Origin of the sequence: Mesorhizobium sp. M0808 (assembly GCF_040320025.1) — a bacterium.
In the GTDB taxonomy this organism is placed as follows: Bacteria; Pseudomonadota; Alphaproteobacteria; order Rhizobiales; family Rhizobiaceae; genus Mesorhizobium.
Window position 1 is genome coordinate 21031 of sequence record NZ_JAMYOX010000021.1, and the last position, 22687, is coordinate 43717.

The window sequence follows — 22687 nt, forward strand, 5'->3', positions numbered from 1 at the left end:
GCCGTCATCAAATATACTCCTGCAGCGGCCTGACCTCGAGGCTGCCCGCCCTCAGCGCCGCAATCGCCTCGGCCACCGCAGCCGCGCCCGACAGCGTCGTGTAATACGGCACTTTTTGCATCAGCGTCGCCCGGCGCAGCGATTTTGAGTCCGATACCGCCTTCTGGCCGTCCGTGGTGTTGAAGACGATCTGCACCTGGCGGTTGCGGATGGCGTCCTCGATGTGGGGGCGGCCTTCCAGCACCTTGTTTATTTTCTCGGCGACGACACCGTTCTCGGCGAGGAAGCGGGCGGTGCCGGAGGTGGCCAGCACTTTAAAGCCTTGGCCGGCGAGGCGCTTGACCGCCGGCAGGATGCCCTTCTTGTCCTCGTCGCGCACCGAGACGAACAGCGTGCCGGCGCGGGGAAGATCAACACCCGCGCCGAGCTGGCTCTTGGCGAAGGCGAGCGCGAAGTCGCGGTCGAGGCCCATGACCTCTCCGGTCGAGCGCATTTCCGGGCCGAGCAAAATGTCGACGCCGGGGAAGCGGGCGAACGGGAATACCGCTTCCTTGACGGCGATGTGGCCGGGATTGCGCGGGTCGGGCATGGCGCCGTAATGGGCGAAGGCGTCTTCCAGGCTTTCGCCGGCCATGATGCGGGCAGCAATCTTCGCGATAGGCCGCCCGATGGTCTTGGCGACGAAAGGCACGGTGCGCGACGCGCGCGGGTTGACCTCCAGCACATAGACGGTGCCGTCCTTGATCGCGTACTGCACGTTCATCAGCCCGCCGACATTGAGCGCGCGGGCCAGCGCCGCCGTCTGGCGCTCCAGCTCATCGACGAGTTCCGAGGGCAGCGAGTGCACCGGCAGCGAGCAGGCACTGTCGCCGGAATGGATGCCGGCCTCCTCGATGTGCTCCAATATGCCGGAGACGTAGGTCGACCTGCCGTCGCAGAGGCAATCGACATCGACCTCGATGGCGCCCGAGAGATAGGTGTCGAACAGAAGCGGGTTCTTGCCGAGCAGCGTGTTGATCTGGCCGGTCTTGTCGTTGGGGTATTTCTGCTTGATGTCCTCCGGCACCAGGCCGGGCACGGTGTCGAGCAGATAGGATTGCAGCATGCTCTCGTCGTGGATGATCTGCATGGCGCGGCCGCCGAGCACATAGGACGGGCGCACGACCAGCGGGAAGCCGAGCTCGCCGGCGACGAGGCGGGCCTGCTCGACCGAATAGGCGATGCCGTTCTTCGGCTGGCTGAGGCCGAGCTTGTGCAAGAGCTTCTGGAAGCGGTCGCGGTCTTCGGCGAGATCGATCATGTCGGGCGAGGTGCCGAGGATCGGGATGCCGGCCTTTTCCAGCGCATCCGCCAGCTTTAGCGGCGTCTGGCCGCCGAACTGGACGATGACGCCGACCAGCTCGCCGGCCGCCTGTTCGGCGCGCAATATCTCCAGCACGTCCTCCGGCGTCAGCGGCTCGAAATAGAGCCGGTCGGAGGTGTCGTAATCGGTCGAGACGGTCTCCGGGTTGCAGTTGATCATGATCGCCTCGAAGCCGGCGTCGCGCAGCGCAAAGGCGGCATGGCAGCAGCAATAGTCGAACTCGATGCCCTGGCCGATGCGGTTGGGGCCGCCGCCGAGGATGACGACCTTTTTGCGCGATGAGACCTGCGCCTCGTTCGCGAGCGCGCCGGCAAAGGGGACCTCATAGGTCGAATACATGTAGGCGGTGGGCGAAGCAAACTCGGCGGCGCAGGTGTCGATGCGCTTGTAGACGGGATGAACGTCGAGCTTGTCGCGAATCTTCTGGATCTCTTCGACGTCCTTCCTGACCAGGGATGCGAGGCGGGCGTCGGAAAAACCCATCGCCTTCAACATGCGCAGATTGGCGGCGTCCTCGGGGATGCCGTGCTCGCGGATGCGATCCTCCATGGCGAGGATGCCGGCGATCTGCTCGAGGAACCACGGGTCGATCTTGCACATGGCGTGCACGTCTTCCAGCGAGGTGCCCATGCGGATCGCCTGCGCCACCATGCGCAGCCGGTCCGGCGTCGGCGTGCCCAAGGCGGCGCGGATGGCGTTGCGGTCATCGACATGGCTGGCCGGCGCGTTCCCGTGGCCGATGCCGGGGATCTCGATTTCGTCCAGCCCGGTCAGGCCGGTTTCCAGCCCGCGTAGCGCCTTCTGCAGCGATTCCTGGAAAGTGCGGCCGATGGCCATGACCTCGCCGACCGACTTCATCGAGGTGGTCAGCACCGGCTCGGCGCCGGGGAATTTCTCGAAGGCAAAGCGCGGGATCTTGGTCACGACATAGTCGATGCTCGGCTCGAACGAGGCCGGCGTTGCTCCGCCGGTGATGTCGTTCTCGAGCTCGTCCAGCGTGTAGCCGACGGCGAGCTTGGCGGCGATCTTGGCGATCGGAAAACCGGTCGCCTTGGAGGCGAGCGCGGAGCTGCGCGAGACGCGCGGGTTCATCTCGATCACCACCAGACGGCCGTCGGCCGGGTTGACGGCGAACTGGACGTTGGAGCCGCCGGTCTCGACGCCGATCTCGCGCAGCACCGCGATCGAGGCGTTGCGCATCATCTGGTATTCCTTGTCGGTCAGCGTGAGCGCTGGGGCGACGGTGATCGAATCGCCGGTATGCACGCCCATCGGGTCGATGTTCTCGATCGAGCAGATGATGATGCAATTGTCGGCCTTGTCGCGGACAACCTCCATCTCATACTCCTTCCAGCCGAGCACGCTCTCCTCGATCAGCACTTCGGTGGTCGGCGAGGCGTCGAGGCCGGACTGGACGATCTCGAAGAATTCGGCGCGGTTGTAGGCGATGCCGCCGCCTGTGCCGCCCATGGTGAAGGAGGGGCGGATAATTGCGGGCAGGCCGACATGGTCGAGCGCTTGTGCTGCAATCGCCATGGCATGGCTGATATAGCGCTGCTTGCGGTCGCCCTCACCGAGGTTCCAGCGCGTTTCCAGAGCATCGAGCGCGGCGTCGAGATTTTCGGGCTTTTCCGCCTTCAGCGCGGCGCGCTCGGCCTCGTGCGTCTTGCGGTCGGCATTCTTGACGTCGGTGGCGTTGGCCAGCATCGACTTCGGCGTTTCCAGGCCGATCTTGTTCATCGCCTCGCGAAACAGCGCGCGGTCCTCGGCCTTGTCTATTGCGGTGGCGTCGGCGCCGATCATCTCGACATTGTAGCGGTCGAGAACGCCCATGCGGCGCAGCGACAGAGCGGTGTTGAGCGCGGTCTGGCCGCCCATGGTCGGCAGCAGCGCGTCCGGCCGCTCCTTGGCGATGATCTTGGCCACCACTTCGGGCGTGATCGGCTCGATGTACGTGGCGTCGGCCAGTTCCGGATCGGTCATGATGGTGGCCGGATTGGAATTGACCAGGATAACGCGAAAACCCTCTTCCTTCAGCGCCTTGCAGGCCTGGGTGCCGGAATAGTCGAACTCGCAGGCCTGGCCGATGACAATGGGGCCGGCCCCGATGATCAGGATCGACTTGATGTCGGTGCGTCTTGGCATGTCGAGGGTCCGTTCGGCGGGCGGCTTGCACAAAAAGCCGGACGGGATGACCCGGCCGGTTGTGCTCGCGATTCTGGTATCAGGCTAGGAGGGCCTTATAGGGAAGAGTTTTGCCGGATGTAACCCCCTAAAATGCGGGTAGGGCAGTAGGGCAGTAGGGCAGTAGGGCAGTAGGGCAGTAGGGCAGTAGGGCAGAGGTTCGAGCGCCCTTAAGCATATTGCCCTACTGCCCTACTGCCTTATTCCCCTTACCACTATCCCCCAGCGCCAACTGGTCCGTGATCTCGAAGCGTTCGGAAGCACCGACGCGGATCATGTTCAGGCTGCCCTCGCGGGTGAAGCGGAATTCGCCGGGTGCGTCCGCACCGGCCGGCTTGCCGGCCTTGAAGCTGATGATGCGCGTGCCGCCATCGGGCCAGGTCACGGTCACGTCGGTCTTGTCGCCGGTGCGCACCACGCCTGCCTTGCAGCTGGTCATCGGCTGGCCGAGATAGCGCGCGCAGGGGATGGCGTTGCCGGCACCGGGTACCGGTGTCCCCGGCGGCTGAAGCCGCGCAACGGTCTGTGCGTCGGCCGGGGGCGCCGCGTTGGCCGCGCCGAAATTCCGGACGGGGTCGGCAGCCACGGGCGGCGATCCATCAACCTGTGCAGTCGAGGGGTTTCCAGCGGTCAGGGCCAAGCGGTAAGCGTCCTCGATCGCCACCCTGCCGATTGCGTCAGCGGAGTTCAGCGTTGTTTCGGGACCGGTTGCGCCGAGGCGCGTTGTCAGATCGGGCAGCGGTTGAGAGGCAGGGTTCTCCGTATCGGCCGCCGCCTGGGGCGTCACTTGCTGGGGATTGATGGGGTCGAGGTAGCGTGCGGGAGCCCATCCGCTCAGCTTCGGGTCGTCAATGTCTTGGACTTTGCACCACTTGTAGCCGCTGACGTCGCCGCAGCCGAGGTTTTTCACGCTCGATCCACTCGGCAGCCGCGCCTCGACCTTGCCCATGGCCGACGCCGTGGCGCGCACGTTCAGGAGATCATCCGGAGCAAGACCCGTCACAATCGAGATGATGGGCTCCGGCTCCTGGCCGTTGGCCGGCAACTCCGCCAGCATCAGCGGAGCAGCAACCATCGCAAGCAGCGTCGTCGGGAGTGTTACTGTGCGCCTAATCATCTGCCATGGGCGGTAGGTTCAATTGCCGAAGGCGCGGCCAGGCACGAAAGCGCCATCGCACGCCAGCCGGTTTTTATAGGCGACGAGGCGGCGCTGTGTAAGCCCGAAAAGGTGCCGCGTGTTGAATCGCGACCAGGCCACTTCCGTGAACTAACAGCCGGCAAAATATTGCACATTTCATGTAAATATGCACTCTCTCAAGTAAGGTTGAGGAGGGCAATATGGTCGACCTTGAAATATTTGCGCAGGTGGAAAACATAGTTCGCCAGCGTATCAAGAAAACGCGCGCCGAGATTGAGGCTTCACTTGGTCACATCGCCAACGGCAATCCGCTGGCCGCCGAACAGACCCTCTCCAGGCGCCTCGACAGGTTGCAGGTAAAGGCGTCGCTCAGCCGCACCGAAGCGGAGATGATATCGGCAGCGATCGACATGAGGTCTGCCGGGGAAAGAAAGGCCGCCGCCAAGCAGCCAGGGCCGGAGGCAATTCTCGGCCCAACGCTCGATTTCATCGGGATCGCATTCCTCGAGCGTGGGCGCCGTGCTGCCGATGCGGTTGGCCGCGTTGCCTTTCTCAACGGCAATCCACAAGGATCGGGTTTTCTGGTCGGGCCAAGGCTGTTCCTCACAAACAACCATGTGATTTCGTCGCCGGCGGATTCCCGGCGCTTCCAGGTTCAGTTCGATTATGAGCAGGACGGTGCGAATGCCGTGCGTACGCCGACGACGTTCCTGTTCGATCCTGAATCCTGTTTCGTGACCGATAGCATAGAGGGTCTGGACTACACGCTGATCGGAGTCGGCGAGCGGCGTTCCGGTCCAAAGGAACTGGGGGAGTTCGGTTTTATCTCGCTGTCGGATGCGCGCGACAAGCATATGCTCGGCGAAATCGCCAACATCGTTCAGCATCCCGATGGCCGCTTCAAGGAACTGGTGTTGCGTGAAAACCGGCTGGTGGCCCGCGACGAAACGGTGCAAGTGCTGCACTATGTCGCCGACACCGAACAGGGTTCGTCCGGTTCACCGGTCTTCAACAATGAATGGGAACCTATTGCCCTGCACCATTGGGCTGGCCCGTTCCACGAGGTGACGGGCATAGGTGGCTATGCGCTTGCGCGCGAGATCAACGAAGGCATACGGATCAGCGCCATCGTTGACGATCTGGGTGCTAGAAAGTCCAAGCTGCCGGGCTCCTCGGCATCGGCGGTTTCGCAAGCTCTGGCGATTTGGGCCGGCATGCCGCGCATGATGGACGAGACAGTTCGGCTGAACGCCGATATTCGCGAAGATGTGCCGGACAAGCCGGTGCAGCGGCCGGAACCGGATCGCAATCCGCCGGCGACGAGACACAATGCCGATGGCTCGGTCACCTGGACTTTTCCCGTCGAGATAAATGTCCGGGCGCCGCTGATCGACCGCGACGGAGGCGATGCGAGACGAAGCGACGGCAAAGGCCCGGCAAGCGAACCCGGGAAGGTGGCCATCGCCGAGGCCGCGGGTTGGAAAACAGAGGATTTCGACGATCGTGGAGGGTATGAGCCCGGCTTCATACCGGGCTTTGTCCTGGCAATGCCGACGGTTGCCAATTCACCCTACCGGTTGGCCAAAAACCTTCTTGCCAAACCGGGAGAGGACCCACACGAATTGCGCTACCATCATTTTTCGATCTTGATGAACGCCGATCGCAGGCTTGCCTTCGTCACCGCCTGCAATATCGATGGATCCCGCACCAAGGCGGTCAATCGTGAGGACAAGACGGTCATCGACAACCCGTCGCTTGTCGAATTGGGGGTGGAGTCGATTTCCGGTTCGGAAGCCAGCGATGCTTTCCGGCCGGATCGGCGCATCGACCTTGGCGAGCAGATGAACCAGGAATTCTATTCGAGCCAGAATGTGCCTGGATTTCCCGTCGCAAAATCCAAGGAACGAATCGCTCGAATGTTCCAGAAGGGCCATATTACACTTCGCGGCGACCCCGCCTGGGGCGTCGATCAGGAGGCGGTCGCGGCAGAACGCGACACGTTCTTTTATACCAATGCTGCGCCGCAAGTCGGCTTCTTCAATCAAGGAAGCTCGCTTGACCATCCCGGCTCCAAAGGGAAGTTGAGATGGCGCGCGGTAGAAACCTATGTGCTGCGCAACGCCTATACGACGCGAGGCCGTGTCACGGTGTTTGCCGGGCCAGTGTTCGGCGAGGACGATCCTCCCTACCGCTTCGACAGCCATGTTCCGCTGAAGTTCTGGAAGATCGCGCTGTGGTCCGATCAAGCTGGCCTGCGCGCCATCGCGCTGCTGGCGGACCAGAAGCCGGTTTTGGAAGTGATGCCCGAAGCGTTCGGCGAGCGTGCCGAGGCATTCGATGACCCGCTTGAAATTGCCAGGGTATCGGAGTTCCTTTCGACGGTGGCCGAGATTGAAGAGCTGACCGGCCTGAACTTTGGCCGGCAGGTGCGCGACGCCGACATTCGGGCCGGTTCCGAATCCGCCCCAGCACAGACTTTCAACCCAACGCAACTAGCGCCCAAGACGTCACGGCCAAAGCCTTCGGCGACCAAGACTTCGACGTCCAAGACTTCGACGTCCAAGACTTCGGCGGCCAGCACCCGACGTCCTGCCAAGCGATCGAAGCGATCGGCGTCTGACGACTGAAGATTGGACCGGTCGCGACTTCTGCCGCTCGAAGGCGGTCATCCGTTCAGCTAGGGATGAGCGAGCTCAGCCTGGGATGAGCAAGCTCAGCCCGACATAAAGCCGGTGCGCAGCGCGTGAGCCCATTCGGGCCGTCCCGCCTGCTCGGCCTGGCGCGCCGCCGCCTCGTGGTCATAATCGACGGCGATGGCTTCGAAACGATCGGGGTGCAGTTCGACGATGCCATAGCGGGCGTGCGGTGAGCCCTGCTCGGAGACATGCGCCGGCGGCGTATCGTCGTGATAGGCCGGGCAGCCGATGCTGCCTGGGTTGAAAATGATCGGACCGCCGGCAATGCGGATCAGCTCGCTGCGGTGGCTGTGGCCACAAAGAATAATACGGCAGGCGGCATCAATCGCGCCGAGCCGCCGCTCGATGGCGGCCAGCGGCGCGCGCACCAGCCGGCCGTCGACGATCGCGTCAGTCAGGTATTTTTCGTCGTGGTCGGGTCGGGCGTGGAAGGCGAGTACGCCGGGCGCCACGTCCAGCGTTAGCGGCAGCGCGAACAGCGCCTCGCGCTGGGCTGCCGTCAGCCTTTCGTACGCGTAGCGGTCGGAAGGCCACATGGCGTCGTCCAGTGGGTCGCGGGCAACGCGGCGGTCGTGGTTGCCGCGCACCGTCGGCAGGTCGAGCCTCTCGAGCCGCTCCATGGTCTCGCGCGGCCAGAGCGGGCCGGAAACGCAATCGCCGAGATTGACGATGAGGTCGGCGCCGCCGCGCTGCCGCAGATCGTTGAGCACGGCGTCGAGCGCCAGGACATTGCCGTGGATGTCGGCGAGGACGGCAATGCGCATGGCAGGCTCCGTTAATTGGAATGGCTGGAGGGCGGGTGAAGCTACTTTGCTCGCCTCGCGAGGCGGGCGAGAGCGGAACCCAGCTTCGGGTCGTTCAGGCGCGGACTTCGATCTCGTGGCCGCCGACCGCCGGCAACGATGCGTCGCCGGCCGCGGCAATAACACTGTCGAGCAGGCCCGGGAAGCGGCGGTCGAGATCGTCACGGCGCAGCGTGATCAGCCGGCTGGTTCCAACCGCCTCGGTGCGGGTGACGCCGGCCTCACGCAGCTTGGCCAAATGGTAGCTCAGATTGGTCTTCGAGCAGAGATCGAGGAACCGGCTGCAATTCAGCGGCACGCCCTCTTTGCTGGCGAGATAGCGCACGATGGCCAGTCGCGTCGGGTCGCCGAGCACGGCAAGCACGTTCGGCAGGCTGATCTGGTCGGCGGTGGGATGGGGCAAGGTCATGCCCAGGAATTAAGCACATTCGGAGCCGATTTCAATGCATCTCCTCTCGTGGCTAATGGACACATAGTTTCGTCCCGTCGCCCCGTCCTGACACCGGGCTGTCAGGATGGTTCGGCTATTTTGCAGCGGGTTTATTGACATCATGCCCTGTTATGTCCAATTGTTCAATAACCTTTGAACTAAGGAAATTGCCATGGATAAGCGCCTCATCTGGCTTGCGCTCGGATCGTTCACGATTTCGACCGAAGGTTTCGTCATCTCCAGCCTTTTGCCCGACATTGCAAAGGATGCCGCCATCTCCGTTCCGCTCGCCGGCACGCTGATCACCGCGTTTGCGCTCGCCTATGCGATCGGCACGCCGATCCTGGCAACGCTGACCGGCGAATGGGACCGGCGCCGCGTCATCCTGTGGACGCTGGTGTTCTTCGTGGTGGGCAACGTCGCCGCGGCGCTAAGCTCCTCCTTCGAATTGCTGTTGATCGCGCGCATCGTCATGGCGCTGTCGTCAGGCTTGTTCGCGGCGACCGCACAGGGAACGGCCGTTGCGCTTGTCGACGATCATCACCGCGCCCGCGCCATTGCCGTGGTCGTCGGCGGCACTACGGTTGCGGTCGCGGTCGGAGCACCGCTCGGCGCGCTCGTTGCGACGGTTGCCGGCTGGCGCGGCACCTTCTTTGCCATTGCCGGCCTTGGTGCGCTCGCCGGCGCGATCCTGTGGTACCGGCTGCCGCGCGGCATCGTCGGCACCAGGCTGCCGCTCCGGATGCGGCTGGCAGCGGCACTTCGCCCCGGCGTCATGCCTATCCTGGTGACGACCATCCTGGCCCTGATCGGCGCCTTCACCGTCTTTGCCTTTGTCGCGCCGCTCGCGATCGAAGGCGGCGGACTGAACCCGATCGCGCTTCCCGGAATGCTGCTCGCTTTCGGCGTTGGCGCGGTCATCGGCAATATCGGCGGCGGTCAGGCCGCCGACCGTTTCGGCGCGACGCGCACCGTCTGCTGGTCACTGGCGCTGAGTGCCGCGATGCTGGTCACGTTTTCGCTGATCCCGATGTTCCTGCCGCGCGAGATCGCCGGGCCGGCATTGATGGCCATGATGGTGCCGTGGGGCATCGTCGGCTGGGCATTCCCGCCGGCGCAGGCCAGCCGCATCATCAAGCTGGCGCCCGATGCCGCGCCAATCGTGCTGTCGCTGAACGCTTCGGCGCTCTATCTCGGCGTGGCACTGGGCGCCGTGGTCGGCGCCGCGGTGCTGCGCTATGGCGCACCGGCCGACCTCGGTGTGGTCGCGGCGGCATTCCCGATCGTCGGTCTGGGCGTCGTGCTGGCGGGCCACCTGGCGGCGCGACCGGTGGCGATGCCGGCCGAATAAGGCTGTCAGTGGAGCTTGGCTGCCGGCCGCCGATAGTTCAAGTCGCGGCCGGCGGTGCGTCAAAATTCAGCGCGGCGATTTCGTCCAGCGCCGCTCGCAGGCTTGCCGCCTGCTCTTTGCCAAACATCTCCTCGAAGCGCTGCTGAGCGACTTGCCACAGCTTCAGGGCTTCTTCGAGCTTGGTCCGGCCCTGCGGTGTCAGCCTGACGCGCCTGATGCGGCGGTCGGCAGGGTCGGCGAAGGTCTCGACATAACCGTCGCGGATCAGCGGCTTCAGCGTATGACCGAGGGCCGACAGGTCCATGACGAGGGCCGCGGCAATGGCACCCATCGTCGGTTCGTTGCCGACGTGGATTTGATAAAGCAGGCCCTGCTGCGTGGCCTTCAGACCCGATGGGGCCAGCACATCGTCATAGAACTGGCCGAGTTTCCGCGTCGCGCGGCGCAGCATGGCGTTATTGCAAAGCGCCAGGCCGGGCAGGGTGGTTTGGGACATTGGCGGATTTCCGATGAGGGACCGGAAGGGACCCCTCGATGCAAACCAGAAATAGTCCTTGCTCCCCGGATTGACAAGATGGTGGCATATGCCTAGGTTCGAATAGTGGCATATGCCAATAATTCGTGTGCCAGTCGAAGCAGGGTGTGTTGCCGTGCGGCACTGGCATTTGGAATCGAACCAGAAGGAGCAAGACAATGAGCAATCAGGACAAAGGTACAGCGGTCGTCACCGGCGCCTCGTCCGGCATCGGCGCGGTCTATGCCGACCGGCTCGCCGGCCTAGGTTATGATCTGGTGCTGGTGGCGCGGCGCGCCGATCGGTTGGAGGAATTGGCGGAGAGGCTCCGCTACGCGTATGGCATCAAGGTCGGCGTCATCAGCGCCGACCTGGCCGACGACGGCGATCTGCGACGGGTCGAGCAGGCGATATCAACCGACGACAGCGTGACGCTGCTGGTCAACAATGCCGGCCTTGGCGGCGCGCAGATGGTGGCAACGGCCGACGCTGATGTGGCCGAGCGCATGATCAAGGTCAATGTCGTGGCTTTGACTCGTTTGACCCGCGCGGTCCTGCCGGAGCTGCTGGCGCGCAACCGCGGTGCCATCGTTAACATCGCGTCGGTGCTGGCCTTCGACACCTCGTTCGGCGGCATCTACAGCGGCACAAAGGCTTATGTCGTCAACTTCACCGAGGCCTTGCAGCGGGAAGTCGCCGACAGCAAGGTCGCCATACAGGTCGTGCTGCCGGGGGCTACGCGGACCGAGTTCTGGGAAGTTGCCGGAAGCGATATTGCCGACCTGCCGGCAGAGATCGTTATGACTGCCGACGATCTGGTCGATGCAGCGCTTGTCGGCCTGGCCAAGGGCGAAACCGTCACCGCGCCCGGGCTCTCCGATCCGGCTGGGTTGGAATCCTATCTTGGTGCGCGGCAAGGTTTCTTCGGCAGCCTGCTGGCCGGCAAGCCGGCGGCACGCTACGCTGCCTGAAATAACTGATCTTACGCTGTCCGCCACATAGGAATGATCGAGGCGGCCAGCAGCAGGCCAAGCACGGCGTTGAGCATGCGCCACTGCCGCTCGGTTCGCAGCAACCGGGCGAGCAGCGTGCCCGCCACGCACCACGCCGCCAGCGATAGGGCCGCTGCAAGACCGAAGACCGTGCCGAGCAGCACGGCGAGCTGCAGCGGCCCGTTGGCGAGCGCGGCAAAGGATGCCGCCGCTCCCAGCCCCATGGCCCAGCCCTTTGGGTTCATCCATTGCAGGCCGGCGCCGCCCAAAAAGCTGTTCGGCTTTGCCATGGCCACGTCCAGGTTGGGCGGACCGCTGCGGCCGATCTTGAGGGCAAGCCACGTCAGATAGAGGGTACCGGCCATTTTCATTGCCACTTGCAGCGAAGGAGCGGCGGCCAGCAGACCGGCGAGCCCGGCAGCGCCTGCCGCAGCCACCGTGGCCAGGCCGGCCGCACTCCCGGCCATCAGCGGGATAGAGCGGCGAAAGCCGAACTGCGCGCCGGACGCCGTCGATAAGGTCGTGGCCATGCCGGGCGTTGAGGTTGAGACCAGCGCGAACAGGGCGAGGGGAAGGACGGTTTCAAACATGCTGCTTCCTTTGAAGCCTGCACGGTAGGCTGTTTGGCTCATCAGCAAATGCAATGTTTGCTATGATCTGTATTAGCAAATATAATGGTTAGATGCTCCGCAATCTCGATACTGCCCTGATCCGAACCTTCGTCACCGTTGCCGATAAGGCCAGCATGACGGCAGCAGCCAATGCGTTGCATCTGACGCAAGGCGCCGTCAGCCAGCAGATCAAGCGCTTGGAAGAGGTTCTCGGCTGCAGCCTGTTCGATCGCGATCGGCGCGGATTGCGATTGACCCGCTCCGGCGAGCGATTATTCGGCAAGGGTAAGCGCCTGCTTTCCCTCAATGACGAGATCCTGGCGGAGATGGCGGGCGATGCAGTTGCCGGTCAGGTGCGGCTTGGCGTGCCGTACGACCTTGTCGGCACCTTGCTTGCGCCGGTGCTCAAGGCCTATGCCGAGGCGTATCCGCAGGTCGAGATCTCGCTTGTCTGCGCCTCGTCGCCGGAGCTGGCTGCGGCCTTGGCGGCTGGCACGATAGAGCTCGCGGTGATCGAGGAGCCGATCGGTCGGTCGGCCGGCGAATGCCTTGTTGTCGACCGGCTGGTCTGGGTCGGCGCCAAAGGCGGCGCCGCCCGCGGCAAGCGGCCCTTGCCGGTTTCGATGGTCGCCGAGACCTGTGCGTTCCGCCCGGTGGTGCTGGAGGCGCTTAACGAGCATGGGCTGGAATGGCGCACCGTATTCGAAAACGGCAGCATCGACGCGACGACGGCGACGGTGCGTTCGGACTTGGCCGTCACCACCTGGTTGGCGTCGACCGTGCCTGTCGACCTTGACATTTTGGCCAACGATCCGGAGCTGCCGTCATTGCCGAATTTTTCGATCAATCTGCATTTGCCGAAGCACGACGTCGCGCCGGCTGCACTGGCATTCGCGGGCCACCTCCGCGATGGGTTGGCAGGGCGACGAGAGGCGGCTTAAAAACAGCAAAAAAGACGGCCAGTGTTCAGCCGTCCTTGATCGCCCCGCGGCATTTACTTCCAGTTCTTGCGTCGCTCGATCTCGGCTTCGGACGGCTGCTCCGTGGCAAATGACCCGGTCTTGATCTCGCCGGAGCGTTCATAGCTCGCCATGAGGACGCCGGTGGTCGATGCCTGCGAACGGGTCAGCTTGAAGGCGGCAGGTATCGTGCCGCTGCCGAACAGTTTTTTGCCCTTGCCCAGCACCAGCGGGAAGATCAGCAAGCTGATCTCGTCGATCAGGTCATTGGCGAGCAAGGTCTGGATCAGCTCGCTCGATCCCTGAATGAGCAGGTCGGGGCCGTCCTCCTGCTTCATCCGGCGCAATGTCGCCACGACATCGCTGCCGAGCGGCTGGCTGTTTTGCCAGGACAGCGAATCCGGCCTGTGCGTCGCCACATATTTGGTGACGGCGTTGAAGCTGTCGGCGATCGGATCATTCTTCTGATAAGGCCAGTGGGCGGCGAAGATGTCGTAAGTCTTGCGGCCGAGAAGCAGCGCGAACGGTTTTGAAAACGTCTCGCCCATCGCGGCGCCCATCACATCGTCCCAGTAGTGAAACGTCCAGCCGCCGAATTTGAAGCCGCCGACAGGGTCCTCTTGCGGGCCGCCAGGCGCCTGCATGACGCCGTCGAGGCTGACGAATGTTGCGGCGATGATCTTCCTCATTGGAGCTCCCTTTCCCTGGTCCGTGCCGTCATGGCCGGAGTTCGAGCCAAGGACGGGCGAACGGACATTTGTCCGACAGCGGCCGGCAAATTTCTAGGACCGGGGGCAGGTGACTGCCGACCTTATCGTCTCAGCTTGGAGCCGAGAACGCTCAGCCCAAGCCAACGACCGTATCGTAGAGCAGCTTGAAGTTGAGCACCAGGATGAGCGCGGCAACCACCCAGGCCAGCACGGCAACAGCGCGGGAAATGGCGAAATTGCCCATCTTGCGCTTGTCCGAGACGAACTGCACCAGCGGTACGACAGCGAAGGGGAGCTGCATCGACAGGATTACCTGGCTGAAGACCAGCAACTGGCCGGTTCCCTTCTCGCCATAGAGCGCGGTGACCACCACCACCGGAATGATGGCGATGCCGCGCGTCAGCAGGCGGCGCGCCCATTGCGGGATGCGCAGCCGCAGGAACCCTTCCATCACGATCTGGCCGGCGAGCGTCGCCGTCACCGTCGAGTTCAGGCCGGAGGCGAGCAGCGCTACGGCAAACAGGATGGAAGCGATGCCGAGGCCAAGCAGCGGCGACAGAAGCTCGAAGGCCTGGCCGATCTCGGCAACGTCATGATGACCGGTGCCGTGGAACGCCACCGCCGACACGATCAGGATGGAAGCATTGACGAACAACGCCAGTATCAGCGCGATGGTCGAGTCGGTCGTCGCCCATTTGATGGCGTCGCGCTTACCGCGATCGGTGCGCTCATAGGCGCGGGTCTGCACGATCGAGGAATGCAGATAGAGATTGTGCGGCATCACCGTGGCGCCGATGATGCCGATGGCGATGTAGAGCATGGCCGGATTGGTGACGATCTCGGACGACGGCACGAACATCGAATGCAGGATGGAGCCGACCGGCGGGGCGGCGGCAAAGATCTGGATGGCGAAGCAGCCGAAGATGATAATCAAAAGCGCTATGATGAAGGCCTCGAGGAAACGGAAGCCCTTGTTCATCAGCAACAGCAGCAGGAAGGCATCGAGCGCGGTGATAATAGCGCCGCCGATCAGCGGAATCCCGAACAGCAGTTGCAAGGCGATCGCCGTGCCAATGACCTCGGCCAGGTCGCAGGCGATGATGGCCAATTCGCAAGCGACCCAAAGCATGAAATTGACCGGTCGCGGATAATAGGCGCGGCACGCCTGCGCAAGGTCGCGGCCGGTGGCGATGCCGAGCCGGGCGGCGAGTGCCTGCAGCAGGATCGCCATCAGGTTCGACAACATGATGATGAAAAGCAGCGTGTAGCCGAATTGGGCCCCGCCGGCGAGGTCGGTCGCCCAATTGCCCGGATCCATATAGCCGACCGAAACCATGTAGCCCGGCCCCATGAAGGCGAACAGCCGGCGAAGCCAGATCCCCGAGTGCGGCACCGCGATCGTTGCGTTGACTTCGCGAAGGCTGGGCTGCTCGTCGTCCTCCGGGCGGGCAAATCGCCACATGGACCGGGGGGCTGAGGTGGCTTCGGCTTCCGACATGAAATGGCTTTCCGCTGGAACGATCGATGTTGTCTCCTTATCTATGCCACGGCTGAACATTATGCAATATGCTATATTTCATTGTCTGAGCTTTTTCTTGTGGCCGCTTGGCCGTGCGGCCGGAACGGCAGTGAACGCCGGTTGCGCCGGCCACCGAATGGAAATAAACGGCCAGAACCAATAGGGTTCCGTGTTATGACCGCAATGTCGATTCAAACTGCCGGGAGGAGCGCGTATTGGCGCTGAAGAAAAGACCGGTTCCTCGCGAAAAGCCGCTGCCTGACGCAGAAATCCACTCGGAAGGCTTCAGGCAGACGCGTGAAGCGCGCCGCAGCGCGCTGGTCGAGGATTATGTCGAGCTCATCGCCGACCTGATCGAGGATGGCAACGAGGCGCGCCAGGTCGATATCGCGGCACGGCTCGGCGTCGCTCAGCCGACGGTGGCGAAAATGCTGACGCGGCTGTGCGCCGACGGGCTGGTCTCCCGGAAGCCTTATCGCGGCGTGTTCCTGACCGATGCCGGCCGCAAGGTTGCGGAAGAGAGCCGCATTCGCCACCAGACCGTCGAGGCCTTCCTGCGCTCGCTCGGGGTCAGCGCCGAGACGGCGCGCATCGACGCCGAGGGCATCGAGCATCATGTCAGCGCCGAGACGCTCGAAGCCTTTCGCAAGGCAATAATCGCCGCCCGCTGAAAAGCACGGCCAGCGTATCTCTTCGCGCGACTCTCGCTTCCCATGAGCAGGGTGAACGGCACAGACCTTGCGATGTCTCGGCCAGAGCAGGCAAGCGTCAGCAAGCATTGCTTGTTCGCACGAAAAATACTGTGACTTGGCGTAACCGTTGAGATAATTGTTGTCGTGTCCGATCGAACCGGGACACGGCCCGATCGGCCGGAAAATTGCATCACGGGGGTTGCCATGCTCTGGAAGGGCCGTCGTCAGAGTGACAATGTCGAGGACGAGCGCGGCCAGAGCGGCGGGCTTGGCGGCGGGCCGGGGCAGTTTCGCATCCCGATCGGCGGTCGCGCCGGCGGCGGCGGCATGTCGGGCATTATCATCGTAGGGTTGATTTTCCTGGCAGGGTGGTATTTCGGCTTCGACCCGAGTCAGATCCTCGATAACAGCGGCTTGCAGCCCGGCGGCGGTCAGATCACCGACAATAGCGGTGCGCAAGGCGGCGGCACCGGTGCGCCCGCCTCCGACGAGATGAAGCAGTTCGTGTCGACTGTGCTGGCCGAGACCGAGGACACGTGGACCGGTATTTTTCAGTCCGAGGGCCTGACCTATCAAGATCCAAAACTGGTCCTGTTCAGCGGACGGATCGGCTCTGCTTGCGGCTCTGCCTCGTCAGCGGCCGGACCATTCTACTGTCCCAACGATCGCAAAGTCTATCTCGACACCACCTTCTTCCAGCAGCTCGATCAGCAGTTCGGTGCCTCGGGCGATTTCGCACAGGCCTATGTGATCGCGCATGAGGTCGGCCACCACGTGCAGAACCTGGTCGGCATCCTGCCCAAATTCAACCAGATGCGGCAGAATATGAGCGAAGCCGACGCCAACCACATGTCGGTGCAGGTCGAGTTGCAGGCCGACTGCTTTGCCGGCATCTGGGCGCATTTCACCGGTCAGAAGGGCATTTTGGAGCAGGGCGACATGGCGGAGGCACTGAACGCCGCCAAGCAGATCGGCGACGACACGCTGCAGAAGAAGATGCAGGGCTACGTCGTGCCGGAAAGCTTCAACCACGGCACGTCGCAGCAGCGGCAGACCTGGCTGGCGCGAGGCTTCCAGAACGGCAAGCTTTCGGACTGCGACACGTTCAACAACCCGATCTGAGCCGCCGGTTTTCTCGTAATCCGAGAGACTGGATCGCAGTCAGGGGATGTCAGGATGAAAGCACTCGGCCCGTTCCCTCATTGTTCCCAGCGATGTGCTCGCCTATAAGGTGTGTTCCCGTTCGCTCGGGCGGCCCGAGGAGATACCATCATGATAGACCCCAAAACCGCCAGGCGGGGCCTTGCGCTTGTTTTCACCACCCTGCTGCTCGACGTCATCGGCTTCGGCATCATTATGCCGGTGCTGCCGGCCTATCTCAGGGAATTGACCGGCGTCGGCATCAGCGAGGCGGCTATCGAGGGCGGCTGGCTGTTCTTCGTCTATGCGGCAATGCAGTTCGTTTTCGCACCAGTGATGGGCGGGTTGAGCGACCGGTTCGGGCGGCGGCCAATTCTGCTCGCCTCGGTGCTGACGTTCGCTATCGACAATCTGATCTGCGCTATCGCCTGGTCCTATCCGATGCTGTTCATCGGCCGCGTGCTGGCCGGCATTTCCGGCGCCAGTTATTCCACGACATCGGCGTTCATTGCCGATATCTCGACCGACGAAAATCGTGCGAAGAATTTCGGGCTGCTCGGCATTGCTTTCGGCGTCGGCTTCGTCATAGGGCCGGTTCTGGGCGGGTTGCTCGGCACGTTCGGGCCGCGTGTGCCGTTCTATTTCGCTGCCGGGCTTGCTTTCGCAAACTTTCTGATCGCGCTGTTTCTGTTGCCGGAAACACTTGATAACAAGCACCGTCGCCGCTTCGAGTGGAAACGCGCGAACCCGGTCGGCACGCTCGTCCAGATGCGCAACTACGAAGGTATCGGCTGGATCGGACTTGTCTTCTTTCTGATGACGCTGGGGCACATGATGTATCCTGCGGTCTGGTCGTTCGTCTCCAGTTATCGCTATGGCTGGAGCGAACAACAGATCGGCTTCTCGCTCGGCGCCTTCGGCCTGTGCGGGGCGATCGTCATGGCGACAGTCCTGCCGCGCGTGATCCCTAAGCTTGGCGAGTGGAAGACGGCGGTAATCGGTCTGGCATTTACCGCACTCAGCGCCTTCGGCTACGCCTTCGCGTCACAAGGCTGGATGATCTATGCAGTGATCGTCGTCGGATGTCTCGAGGCGTTGGCCGACCCGCCGCTCAGAAGCCTTGCGGCCGCCAAGGTGCCACCTTCCGCCCAGGGCGAACTCCAGGGCGCAATGACCTCGATCTTCTCGATCACCTCGATCATCACACCGCTGCTTTATACGGCGATCTTTTCCTGGTTCACGGGGCCGAGCGCGCCCGTAGCTTTCGGCGGTGCCCCGTATCTGCTCGGCGCGATTTTCCTCACGCTGGCGCTCGTCGTCTTCGTCACCAGGGTGGCCAAGCCGACGCCGAAGGAAGTCAAACGCATGCACGCGCAGGAAGCGGTGACGGACGGGGCTTGATCGGCGCCGGGAGCCCGGCCGGCGCCGTCAATCAAATCCGTTTTTGCGCATGCGCTAAACACGCTCGGCCAGTGCCGGCTCGCCGCGCTTTTCGCGGATGAGATTGACGAAGCGGCGAAACAGATAGTGCGAATCCTGCGGGCCGGGCGAGGCTTCGGGATGATGCTGGACCGAGAAGACCGGCCTGCCGGTGAGCGCAATGCCGCAATTCGAACCGTCGAACAGCGAGACATGCGTTTCCTCGACGCCGCTCGGCAATGAGTCGGCGTCGACGGCAAAGCCATGGTTCATCGAGACGATCTCGACCTTGCCGGTGGTGTGGTCCTTGACAGGATGATTGGCGCCGTGGTGGCCCTGATGCATTTTTGCGGTCTTGCCGCCCAGCGCCAGCGCCAGCATCTGGTGGCCGAGGCAGATGCCGAAAAGCGGGATTTCGGTCTTCAACAGATCCTGGATGACCGGAACGGCGTAGTCGCCGGTGGCTTCCGGATCGCCGGGGCCGTTGGATAGAAAAATGCCGTCGGGCCGCATCGCCAGGATCTCCTCGGCGCCGGTTTTTGCCGGCACCACAGTGACCTTGGCGCCGAGGCCGGCCAGCAGGCGCAATATGTTGCGCTTGACGCCGTAGTCGACGGCAACGACGTGCATCGACGGATCAGCCTGTTCGCCAAAGCCCTCGTTCCAGACCCAGGGCGTCTCGCGCCAGACCGATGACTGGCCGGAGGTCACCTCCTTGGCGAGATCAAGCCCGATAAGCCCTGACCATGCGGCGGCGCGGCGCTTGAGGTCATCGACGTCGAAGATACCGTCGGGCGCGTGCGCGATGACGGCATTGGGCATGCCCTTTTCGCGGATCAGCGCGGTCAGCGCCCGCGTGTCGATGCCCGAAAGTGCGACGATGCCGCGCTTCTTCAGCCACTGGTCGAGACCGGTTCCGGCGCGGTAATTCGACGGGTTGGTGACATCGGCCTTGAACACGGCGCCGACGGCGCCGGCGCGGGCCAGCGGGTTGAGGTCCTCGATGTCTTCGTCATTGGTGCCGATATTGCCGATATGCGGAAAGGTGAAAGTGACGATCTGGCCGGCATAGGATGGGTCGGTGAGTATCTCCTGGTAGCCGGTCAGCGCGGTGTTGAAGCAGACCTCGGCGACGGCGGAGCCGGTGGCGCCCAGACCGCGGCCCTCTATGACAGTGCCGTCGGCCAGCACCAGCAGGGCTGTCGGCCTCTCGCTGGCCCAAGGGGGGGTCGACGCGGCTGTCTTCGTTGCCATGGCGGCACTCCTAAAGGTTGCGCCCTCAGTCGGCGCAACAAAAGGCGCGAAGCGGCGATCTCACAGCCTCGGCGCGCTAAGTTTTCATTTGTGCCTGTCGTTGCCAAAACCGCTACGCATTTTTGGGCGACGTGCACTAGAATTCAATTCATGCAAGGCCCAGTACATAGGGGAAGGCGCCAAGGCGGTCAATGATGCCGCGCCGTGCGTGCCTGGATTTATTTCGTCGAATAATATCAGCGGTTTGCCGGACGCTATCGAATTTGCCTTGAGCTATCGGCACGACTATTGTCCGCGGCATTCGAAGGAGAAAGCACCATGCGAGGCAAAATCGCCGAATCCCTGAAGAGTGCGATGAAGGCGCAGGACAAGCGCCGGCTGCCGACATTGCGGCTGATCCAGGCGGCCATTCATGATCGCGACATCGCCAATCGCGGCGCCGGCAAGGAGCCGGCCAGCGACGACGAAATCCTGCAGATCCTGGCCAAGATGGTGAAGCAGCGCGAAGAATCGGCCAAGGCGTTCGATGACGGCAAGCGGCCGGAGCTTGCAGCGCAGGAGCGCGACGAGATGGCCATCATCCGCGACTTCCTGCCGAAACAACTGGGTCAGGCCGAGACGGAAAGCGCCGTCCGTTCCGCCATCGCCGAGACCGGCGCCAGCGGCGTCAAGGATATGGGCAAGGTGATGGCGGCGCTCAAGGAGAAATACGCCGGTCAGATGGATTTTTCCGAGGCGAGCGGCATCGTCAAGAGCCTGCTTCAGTAAGCTGCCGAAGGCCCTTGCCGTCGCGCCCGCAATCCGGCAGCCAAAAGCTCGCGCCCGTGATCAAACTCGTCAAACCGGCGCTTGAACACCTGCCGTCCTACAAGGCGGCCCTCGAGCGCGGCTGGTCGCCGGACAATGTGCGGCTGCTCGACGCGACGCGCGAGCAGCTTGCGGCTATCGAAAAGGATCCAGCGACTTTCCTTGGCGATCTCGACGATTCCGATGGCAAGGGACCGCCGATCACCTTGCCCGACGGTTCGACGGTGCCGCGGCTGCCCGGATTCCGGCGCTGGATCTGGGACGGGGAAGTCGCAGGCTCAATCGGCCTGCGCTGGCAGCACGGCACCGCGGCGCTGCCGTCGCATGTGCTCGGCCACATCGGCTATGCGGTGGTGCCGTGGAAACGGGGACGCGGCTATGCGACCGAGGCGCTGCGGCTGATGCTGGTGGAGGCGAGGGCGGTTGGCCTGCCCTTCGTCGAAATCACCTGCAAGCCTCACAATGTGCCCTCGCAGAAGGTCGTTCTGGCCAATGGCGGCCGGCTCGTCGGGCGTTTCTTCGAGGACGCCGCCTATGGCGGCGCGGAAAGCCTGCGCTACCGGATCGATCTGTAGCCCTATTCGGCGGCAGCCGGCAGCGGCGGCGCAGCCCGGCTTCGCCATTCCCAGACATGCGAGGCAAGCGCAACCGCGACCGCGACCAGCATGGCGATCGCGCCAACCACCGGCAGGCTGCGATAGCCATAGCCGGCATTGAGCATCGCCGCGCCGAGCGATGCGGCGAGCGCGATGCCGACATTGAAGCCCGACGGGATGAGCGACGAGGCAAGGTTGGAGGCGTCTGCGGTCCAGGTCAGGATGCGGGTCTGGATCGGCGTGCCGATGGCAAAGTTGAGGCCGCCCCAGACGAAGATCGCTATCACCATCGGCAGCGGGTAAGGGCTGACAGCGTAGATCAAGGCGAGCATTGCCGCCTGTAGGAAAAGCATGGCGATGAGCGACGGCATCAGCTTCCAGTCGGCGAGCCGCCCGCCGACGAAGACGCCGATCGTTGCGCCGACCCCATTGAGCAAGAGCACCCAAGGTATCCATTTCTCGTCGAGGCCTGTGACCTCAAGCAGCGTCGGCGTGATGTAGGTGAACAGGCCGAACTGGCCGATCATCAGCATCAGCATAATAATGAGCGAGGTCCAGACCTGCTGGCGTGCGAGCACGCGGACCTCGCTTCCAAGGCTCGCCGACGGGCTCGACGATCCCGTCTTGCGCGGCAGCAGGGCGCCGATTGTCGTGAAGGCCACCACACCGAGCGCGCACATCACCCAGAATGTCGCACGCCATCCCCAGATGTTGCCGATTGCCGTGCCGGCCGGAACGCCGATTACGTTCGATACGGTGAGGCCGGACAGGATCAGCGCCACCGCCATGCCGCGCTGGTCTTCGCGCACGAGGCCGACGGCCACCACCATGGCAACGCCGAAATAGGCGCCATGCGCCACGGCCACCGCTATCCGCAACAGCAGCATCGAGGCGAAGTCGGGCGCCAGCGCGCAGGCGGCCTGGCCGATGGTGAAGGCTGCAGTCAGTCCAAGCAGCAGGGCCTTGCGGGAGAACCTTTTGGTGGCGAGCGCCAGCAGCGGGCCGCCGACTGCAATGCCGCCGGCATAGCCGGAAACGAGATAGCCGGCGGTCGGGATCGCGACGCCAAGGCCCTCCGCCACCTGCGGCAGCACGCCGGCGATGACGAATTCGGTGGTGCCGAAGGCGAAGGCGGCAATGAACAGGGCAATGAGGGGGAGCATGGCGGAAAGGCGATCCTCGGATAAGGTGGCCTCAAACCACGGATGAGGGCAGCGGGCAATCCAGAAATTGTCGACGCCGCTTTAGCTTTTCTTGATCGCCGGTCAGGCGCCCGCCGCGGAGGCAAGAGCTAGGCGGCTGCCTTCCTTCCATAAGGAATTTTCAGCCACGCTCGCTCGTGAAGATAGTAGAGCAGCGACTTGGTGACGACCTCGGTCAGGCCGATGGCCGCGGCGAGCTTGATGCTTCCGGTCACGACGAGCGAAATGATCATCGTGTCGATGGTGCCGGTGACGCGCCAGGAAAGCGCTTTGGCGAAGCTGCGAGAATGGGTGTCCATCGACTTTC

General features: G+C 63.3%; 20 protein-coding genes. 9 read left to right on the top strand and 11 right to left on the bottom strand.

Translation table 11 applies throughout. The features are described 5' to 3' along the window. Positions 1–7: 7 nt before the first annotated feature. Together carB and NKI25_RS22135 are read right to left on the bottom strand one after the other, a co-directional pair. Positions 8–3508: a carbamoyl-phosphate synthase large subunit gene (carB, locus tag NKI25_RS22130; protein ID WP_352999366.1), complete on the bottom strand. Its 3501-nt coding sequence runs from the start codon at positions 3506–3508 to the stop codon at positions 8–10. Between the two features lie 223 nt (positions 3509–3731). After that, the gene (locus tag NKI25_RS22135) at positions 3732–4622 is read right to left on the bottom strand and encodes an SH3 domain-containing protein (protein ID WP_352586878.1); all 891 of its coding nucleotides are present in this window, start codon (positions 4620–4622) and stop codon (positions 3732–3734) included. A gap of 263 nt (positions 4623–4885) precedes the next feature. On the opposite strand from NKI25_RS22135, the gene NKI25_RS22140 reads away from it, so the two are divergent. After that, positions 4886–7312, top strand: a complete 2427-nt coding sequence (locus tag NKI25_RS22140; RefSeq protein WP_352999369.1) for a DNA/RNA non-specific endonuclease — start codon at positions 4886–4888, stop codon at positions 7310–7312. 86 nt (positions 7313–7398) lie between these two features. Here NKI25_RS22140 and NKI25_RS22145 read toward each other — a convergent pair whose 3' ends face one another. Both NKI25_RS22145 and NKI25_RS22150 read right to left on the bottom strand, forming a co-directional pair. Beyond that, entirely contained in the window at positions 7399–8145 is a 747-nt protein-coding gene (locus NKI25_RS22145) for a metallophosphoesterase family protein (protein ID WP_352648573.1), read from the bottom strand. A gap of 94 nt (positions 8146–8239) precedes the next feature. Then, a complete protein-coding gene (locus NKI25_RS22150) occupies positions 8240–8593 on the bottom strand; it encodes an ArsR/SmtB family transcription factor (RefSeq protein WP_352457526.1) in 354 nt (117 codons plus the stop codon). Positions 8594–8786: 193 nt separating this feature from the next. On the opposite strand from NKI25_RS22150, the gene NKI25_RS22155 reads away from it, so the two are divergent. Continuing rightward, positions 8787–9965 (top strand): MFS transporter, encoded by a 1179-nt coding sequence (locus NKI25_RS22155; RefSeq protein ID WP_352586884.1) that lies wholly within the window; start codon positions 8787–8789, stop codon positions 9963–9965. A gap of 37 nt (positions 9966–10002) precedes the next feature. Here the strand turns inward: NKI25_RS22155 and NKI25_RS22160 are convergent, their stop codons facing one another. Then, positions 10003–10461: a MarR family winged helix-turn-helix transcriptional regulator gene (locus tag NKI25_RS22160; protein WP_023678314.1), complete on the bottom strand. Its 459-nt coding sequence runs from the start codon at positions 10459–10461 to the stop codon at positions 10003–10005. A gap of 197 nt (positions 10462–10658) precedes the next feature. On the opposite strand from NKI25_RS22160, the gene NKI25_RS22165 reads away from it, so the two are divergent. Next, positions 10659–11450, top strand: a complete 792-nt coding sequence (locus tag NKI25_RS22165) for an SDR family NAD(P)-dependent oxidoreductase (protein WP_023678313.1) — start codon at positions 10659–10661, stop codon at positions 11448–11450. 11 nt (positions 11451–11461) lie between these two features. Here the strand turns inward: NKI25_RS22165 and NKI25_RS22170 are convergent, their stop codons facing one another. After that, the gene (locus NKI25_RS22170) at positions 11462–12061 is read right to left on the bottom strand and encodes a LysE family translocator (protein ID WP_352648575.1); all 600 of its coding nucleotides are present in this window, start codon (positions 12059–12061) and stop codon (positions 11462–11464) included. Positions 12062–12153: 92 nt separating this feature from the next. Between NKI25_RS22170 and NKI25_RS22175 the strand changes: the two genes are divergently transcribed. After that, positions 12154–13023, top strand: coding sequence for a LysR family transcriptional regulator (locus tag NKI25_RS22175; protein ID WP_352648577.1), 870 nt, complete (start codon positions 12154–12156; stop codon positions 13021–13023). A 53-nt stretch (positions 13024–13076) separates the two neighbouring features. On the opposite strand, the gene NKI25_RS22180 is transcribed toward NKI25_RS22175, so the two are convergent. Continuing rightward, positions 13077–13730: a dihydrofolate reductase family protein gene (locus tag NKI25_RS22180; RefSeq protein WP_023678310.1), complete on the bottom strand. Its 654-nt coding sequence runs from the start codon at positions 13728–13730 to the stop codon at positions 13077–13079. A 151-nt stretch (positions 13731–13881) separates the two neighbouring features. Beyond that, positions 13882–15249 (bottom strand): Nramp family divalent metal transporter, encoded by a 1368-nt coding sequence (locus NKI25_RS22185; RefSeq protein WP_352999372.1) that lies wholly within the window; start codon positions 15247–15249, stop codon positions 13882–13884. A 236-nt stretch (positions 15250–15485) separates the two neighbouring features. Between NKI25_RS22185 and mntR the strand changes: the two genes are divergently transcribed. The 3 genes from mntR to NKI25_RS22200 all read left to right on the top strand — a co-directional run bounded on the left by mntR (position 15486) and on the right by NKI25_RS22200 (position 18503). After that, positions 15486–15941 (top strand): manganese-binding transcriptional regulator MntR, encoded by a 456-nt coding sequence (mntR, locus tag NKI25_RS22190; protein ID WP_023678308.1) that lies wholly within the window; start codon positions 15486–15488, stop codon positions 15939–15941. Positions 15942–16166: 225 nt separating this feature from the next. Further along, positions 16167–17084, top strand: a complete 918-nt coding sequence (ypfJ, locus tag NKI25_RS22195) for a KPN_02809 family neutral zinc metallopeptidase (protein ID WP_352567930.1) — start codon at positions 16167–16169, stop codon at positions 17082–17084. A 150-nt stretch (positions 17085–17234) separates the two neighbouring features. After that, entirely contained in the window at positions 17235–18503 is a 1269-nt protein-coding gene (locus NKI25_RS22200; protein ID WP_352567929.1) for a TCR/Tet family MFS transporter, read from the top strand. 54 nt (positions 18504–18557) lie between these two features. Here NKI25_RS22200 and carA read toward each other — a convergent pair whose 3' ends face one another. Beyond that, positions 18558–19775, bottom strand: a complete 1218-nt coding sequence (gene carA, locus NKI25_RS22205; RefSeq protein ID WP_352567928.1) for a glutamine-hydrolyzing carbamoyl-phosphate synthase small subunit — start codon at positions 19773–19775, stop codon at positions 18558–18560. 318 nt (positions 19776–20093) lie between these two features. Here carA and NKI25_RS22210 point away from each other — a divergent pair, with 318 nt between their 5' ends. Both NKI25_RS22210 and NKI25_RS22215 read left to right on the top strand, forming a co-directional pair. After that, complete coding sequence (locus NKI25_RS22210; RefSeq protein ID WP_352999375.1) at positions 20094–20543, top strand: GatB/YqeY domain-containing protein; 450 nt, start codon at positions 20094–20096, stop codon at positions 20541–20543. Positions 20544–20599: 56 nt separating this feature from the next. Continuing rightward, positions 20600–21157 carry a GNAT family N-acetyltransferase gene (locus NKI25_RS22215; protein WP_352567926.1) on the top strand — a complete coding sequence of 186 codons (558 nt, stop codon included), beginning with the start codon at positions 20600–20602 and terminating at the stop codon, positions 21155–21157. Between the two features lie 2 nt (positions 21158–21159). Here the strand turns inward: NKI25_RS22215 and NKI25_RS22220 are convergent, their stop codons facing one another. After that, complete coding sequence (locus NKI25_RS22220) at positions 21160–22341, bottom strand: MFS transporter (RefSeq protein ID WP_352567925.1); 1182 nt, start codon at positions 22339–22341, stop codon at positions 21160–21162. A gap of 128 nt (positions 22342–22469) precedes the next feature. Beyond that, complete coding sequence (locus NKI25_RS22225) at positions 22470–22679, bottom strand: DUF2061 domain-containing protein (RefSeq protein ID WP_023678301.1); 210 nt, start codon at positions 22677–22679, stop codon at positions 22470–22472. Positions 22680–22687: the final 8 nt, after the last annotated feature.

Coding starts and splice junctions, on each gene's coding strand:
- NKI25_RS22220 (WP_352567925.1), bottom strand. CDS start 22,341: ATGCTCCCCCTCATTGCCCTGTTCATTGCCGCCTTCGCCTTCGGCACC.
- NKI25_RS22225 (WP_023678301.1), bottom strand. CDS start 22,679: ATGGACACCCATTCTCGCAGCTTCGCCAAAGCGCTTTCCTGGCGCGTC.
- carA (WP_352567928.1), bottom strand. CDS start 19,775: ATGGCAACGAAGACAGCCGCGTCGACCCCCCCTTGGGCCAGCGAGAGG.
- NKI25_RS22155 (WP_352586884.1), top strand. CDS start 8,787: ATGGATAAGCGCCTCATCTGGCTTGCGCTCGGATCGTTCACGATTTCG.
- NKI25_RS22170 (WP_352648575.1), bottom strand. CDS start 12,061: ATGTTTGAAACCGTCCTTCCCCTCGCCCTGTTCGCGCTGGTCTCAACC.
- NKI25_RS22150 (WP_352457526.1), bottom strand. CDS start 8,593: ATGACCTTGCCCCATCCCACCGCCGACCAGATCAGCCTGCCGAACGTG.
- NKI25_RS22135 (WP_352586878.1), bottom strand. CDS start 4,622: ATGGTTGCTGCTCCGCTGATGCTGGCGGAGTTGCCGGCCAACGGCCAG.
- NKI25_RS22165 (WP_023678313.1), top strand. CDS start 10,659: ATGAGCAATCAGGACAAAGGTACAGCGGTCGTCACCGGCGCCTCGTCC.
- carB (WP_352999366.1), bottom strand. CDS start 3,508: ATGCCAAGACGCACCGACATCAAGTCGATCCTGATCATCGGGGCCGGC.
- NKI25_RS22200 (WP_352567929.1), top strand. CDS start 17,235: ATGATAGACCCCAAAACCGCCAGGCGGGGCCTTGCGCTTGTTTTCACC.
- NKI25_RS22175 (WP_352648577.1), top strand. CDS start 12,154: ATGCTCCGCAATCTCGATACTGCCCTGATCCGAACCTTCGTCACCGTT.
- NKI25_RS22185 (WP_352999372.1), bottom strand. CDS start 15,249: ATGTCGGAAGCCGAAGCCACCTCAGCCCCCCGGTCCATGTGGCGATTT.
- NKI25_RS22160 (WP_023678314.1), bottom strand. CDS start 10,461: ATGTCCCAAACCACCCTGCCCGGCCTGGCGCTTTGCAATAACGCCATG.
- NKI25_RS22180 (WP_023678310.1), bottom strand. CDS start 13,730: ATGAGGAAGATCATCGCCGCAACATTCGTCAGCCTCGACGGCGTCATG.
- NKI25_RS22140 (WP_352999369.1), top strand. CDS start 4,886: ATGGTCGACCTTGAAATATTTGCGCAGGTGGAAAACATAGTTCGCCAG.
- NKI25_RS22210 (WP_352999375.1), top strand. CDS start 20,094: ATGCGAGGCAAAATCGCCGAATCCCTGAAGAGTGCGATGAAGGCGCAG.
- NKI25_RS22145 (WP_352648573.1), bottom strand. CDS start 8,145: ATGCGCATTGCCGTCCTCGCCGACATCCACGGCAATGTCCTGGCGCTC.
- ypfJ (WP_352567930.1), top strand. CDS start 16,167: ATGCTCTGGAAGGGCCGTCGTCAGAGTGACAATGTCGAGGACGAGCGC.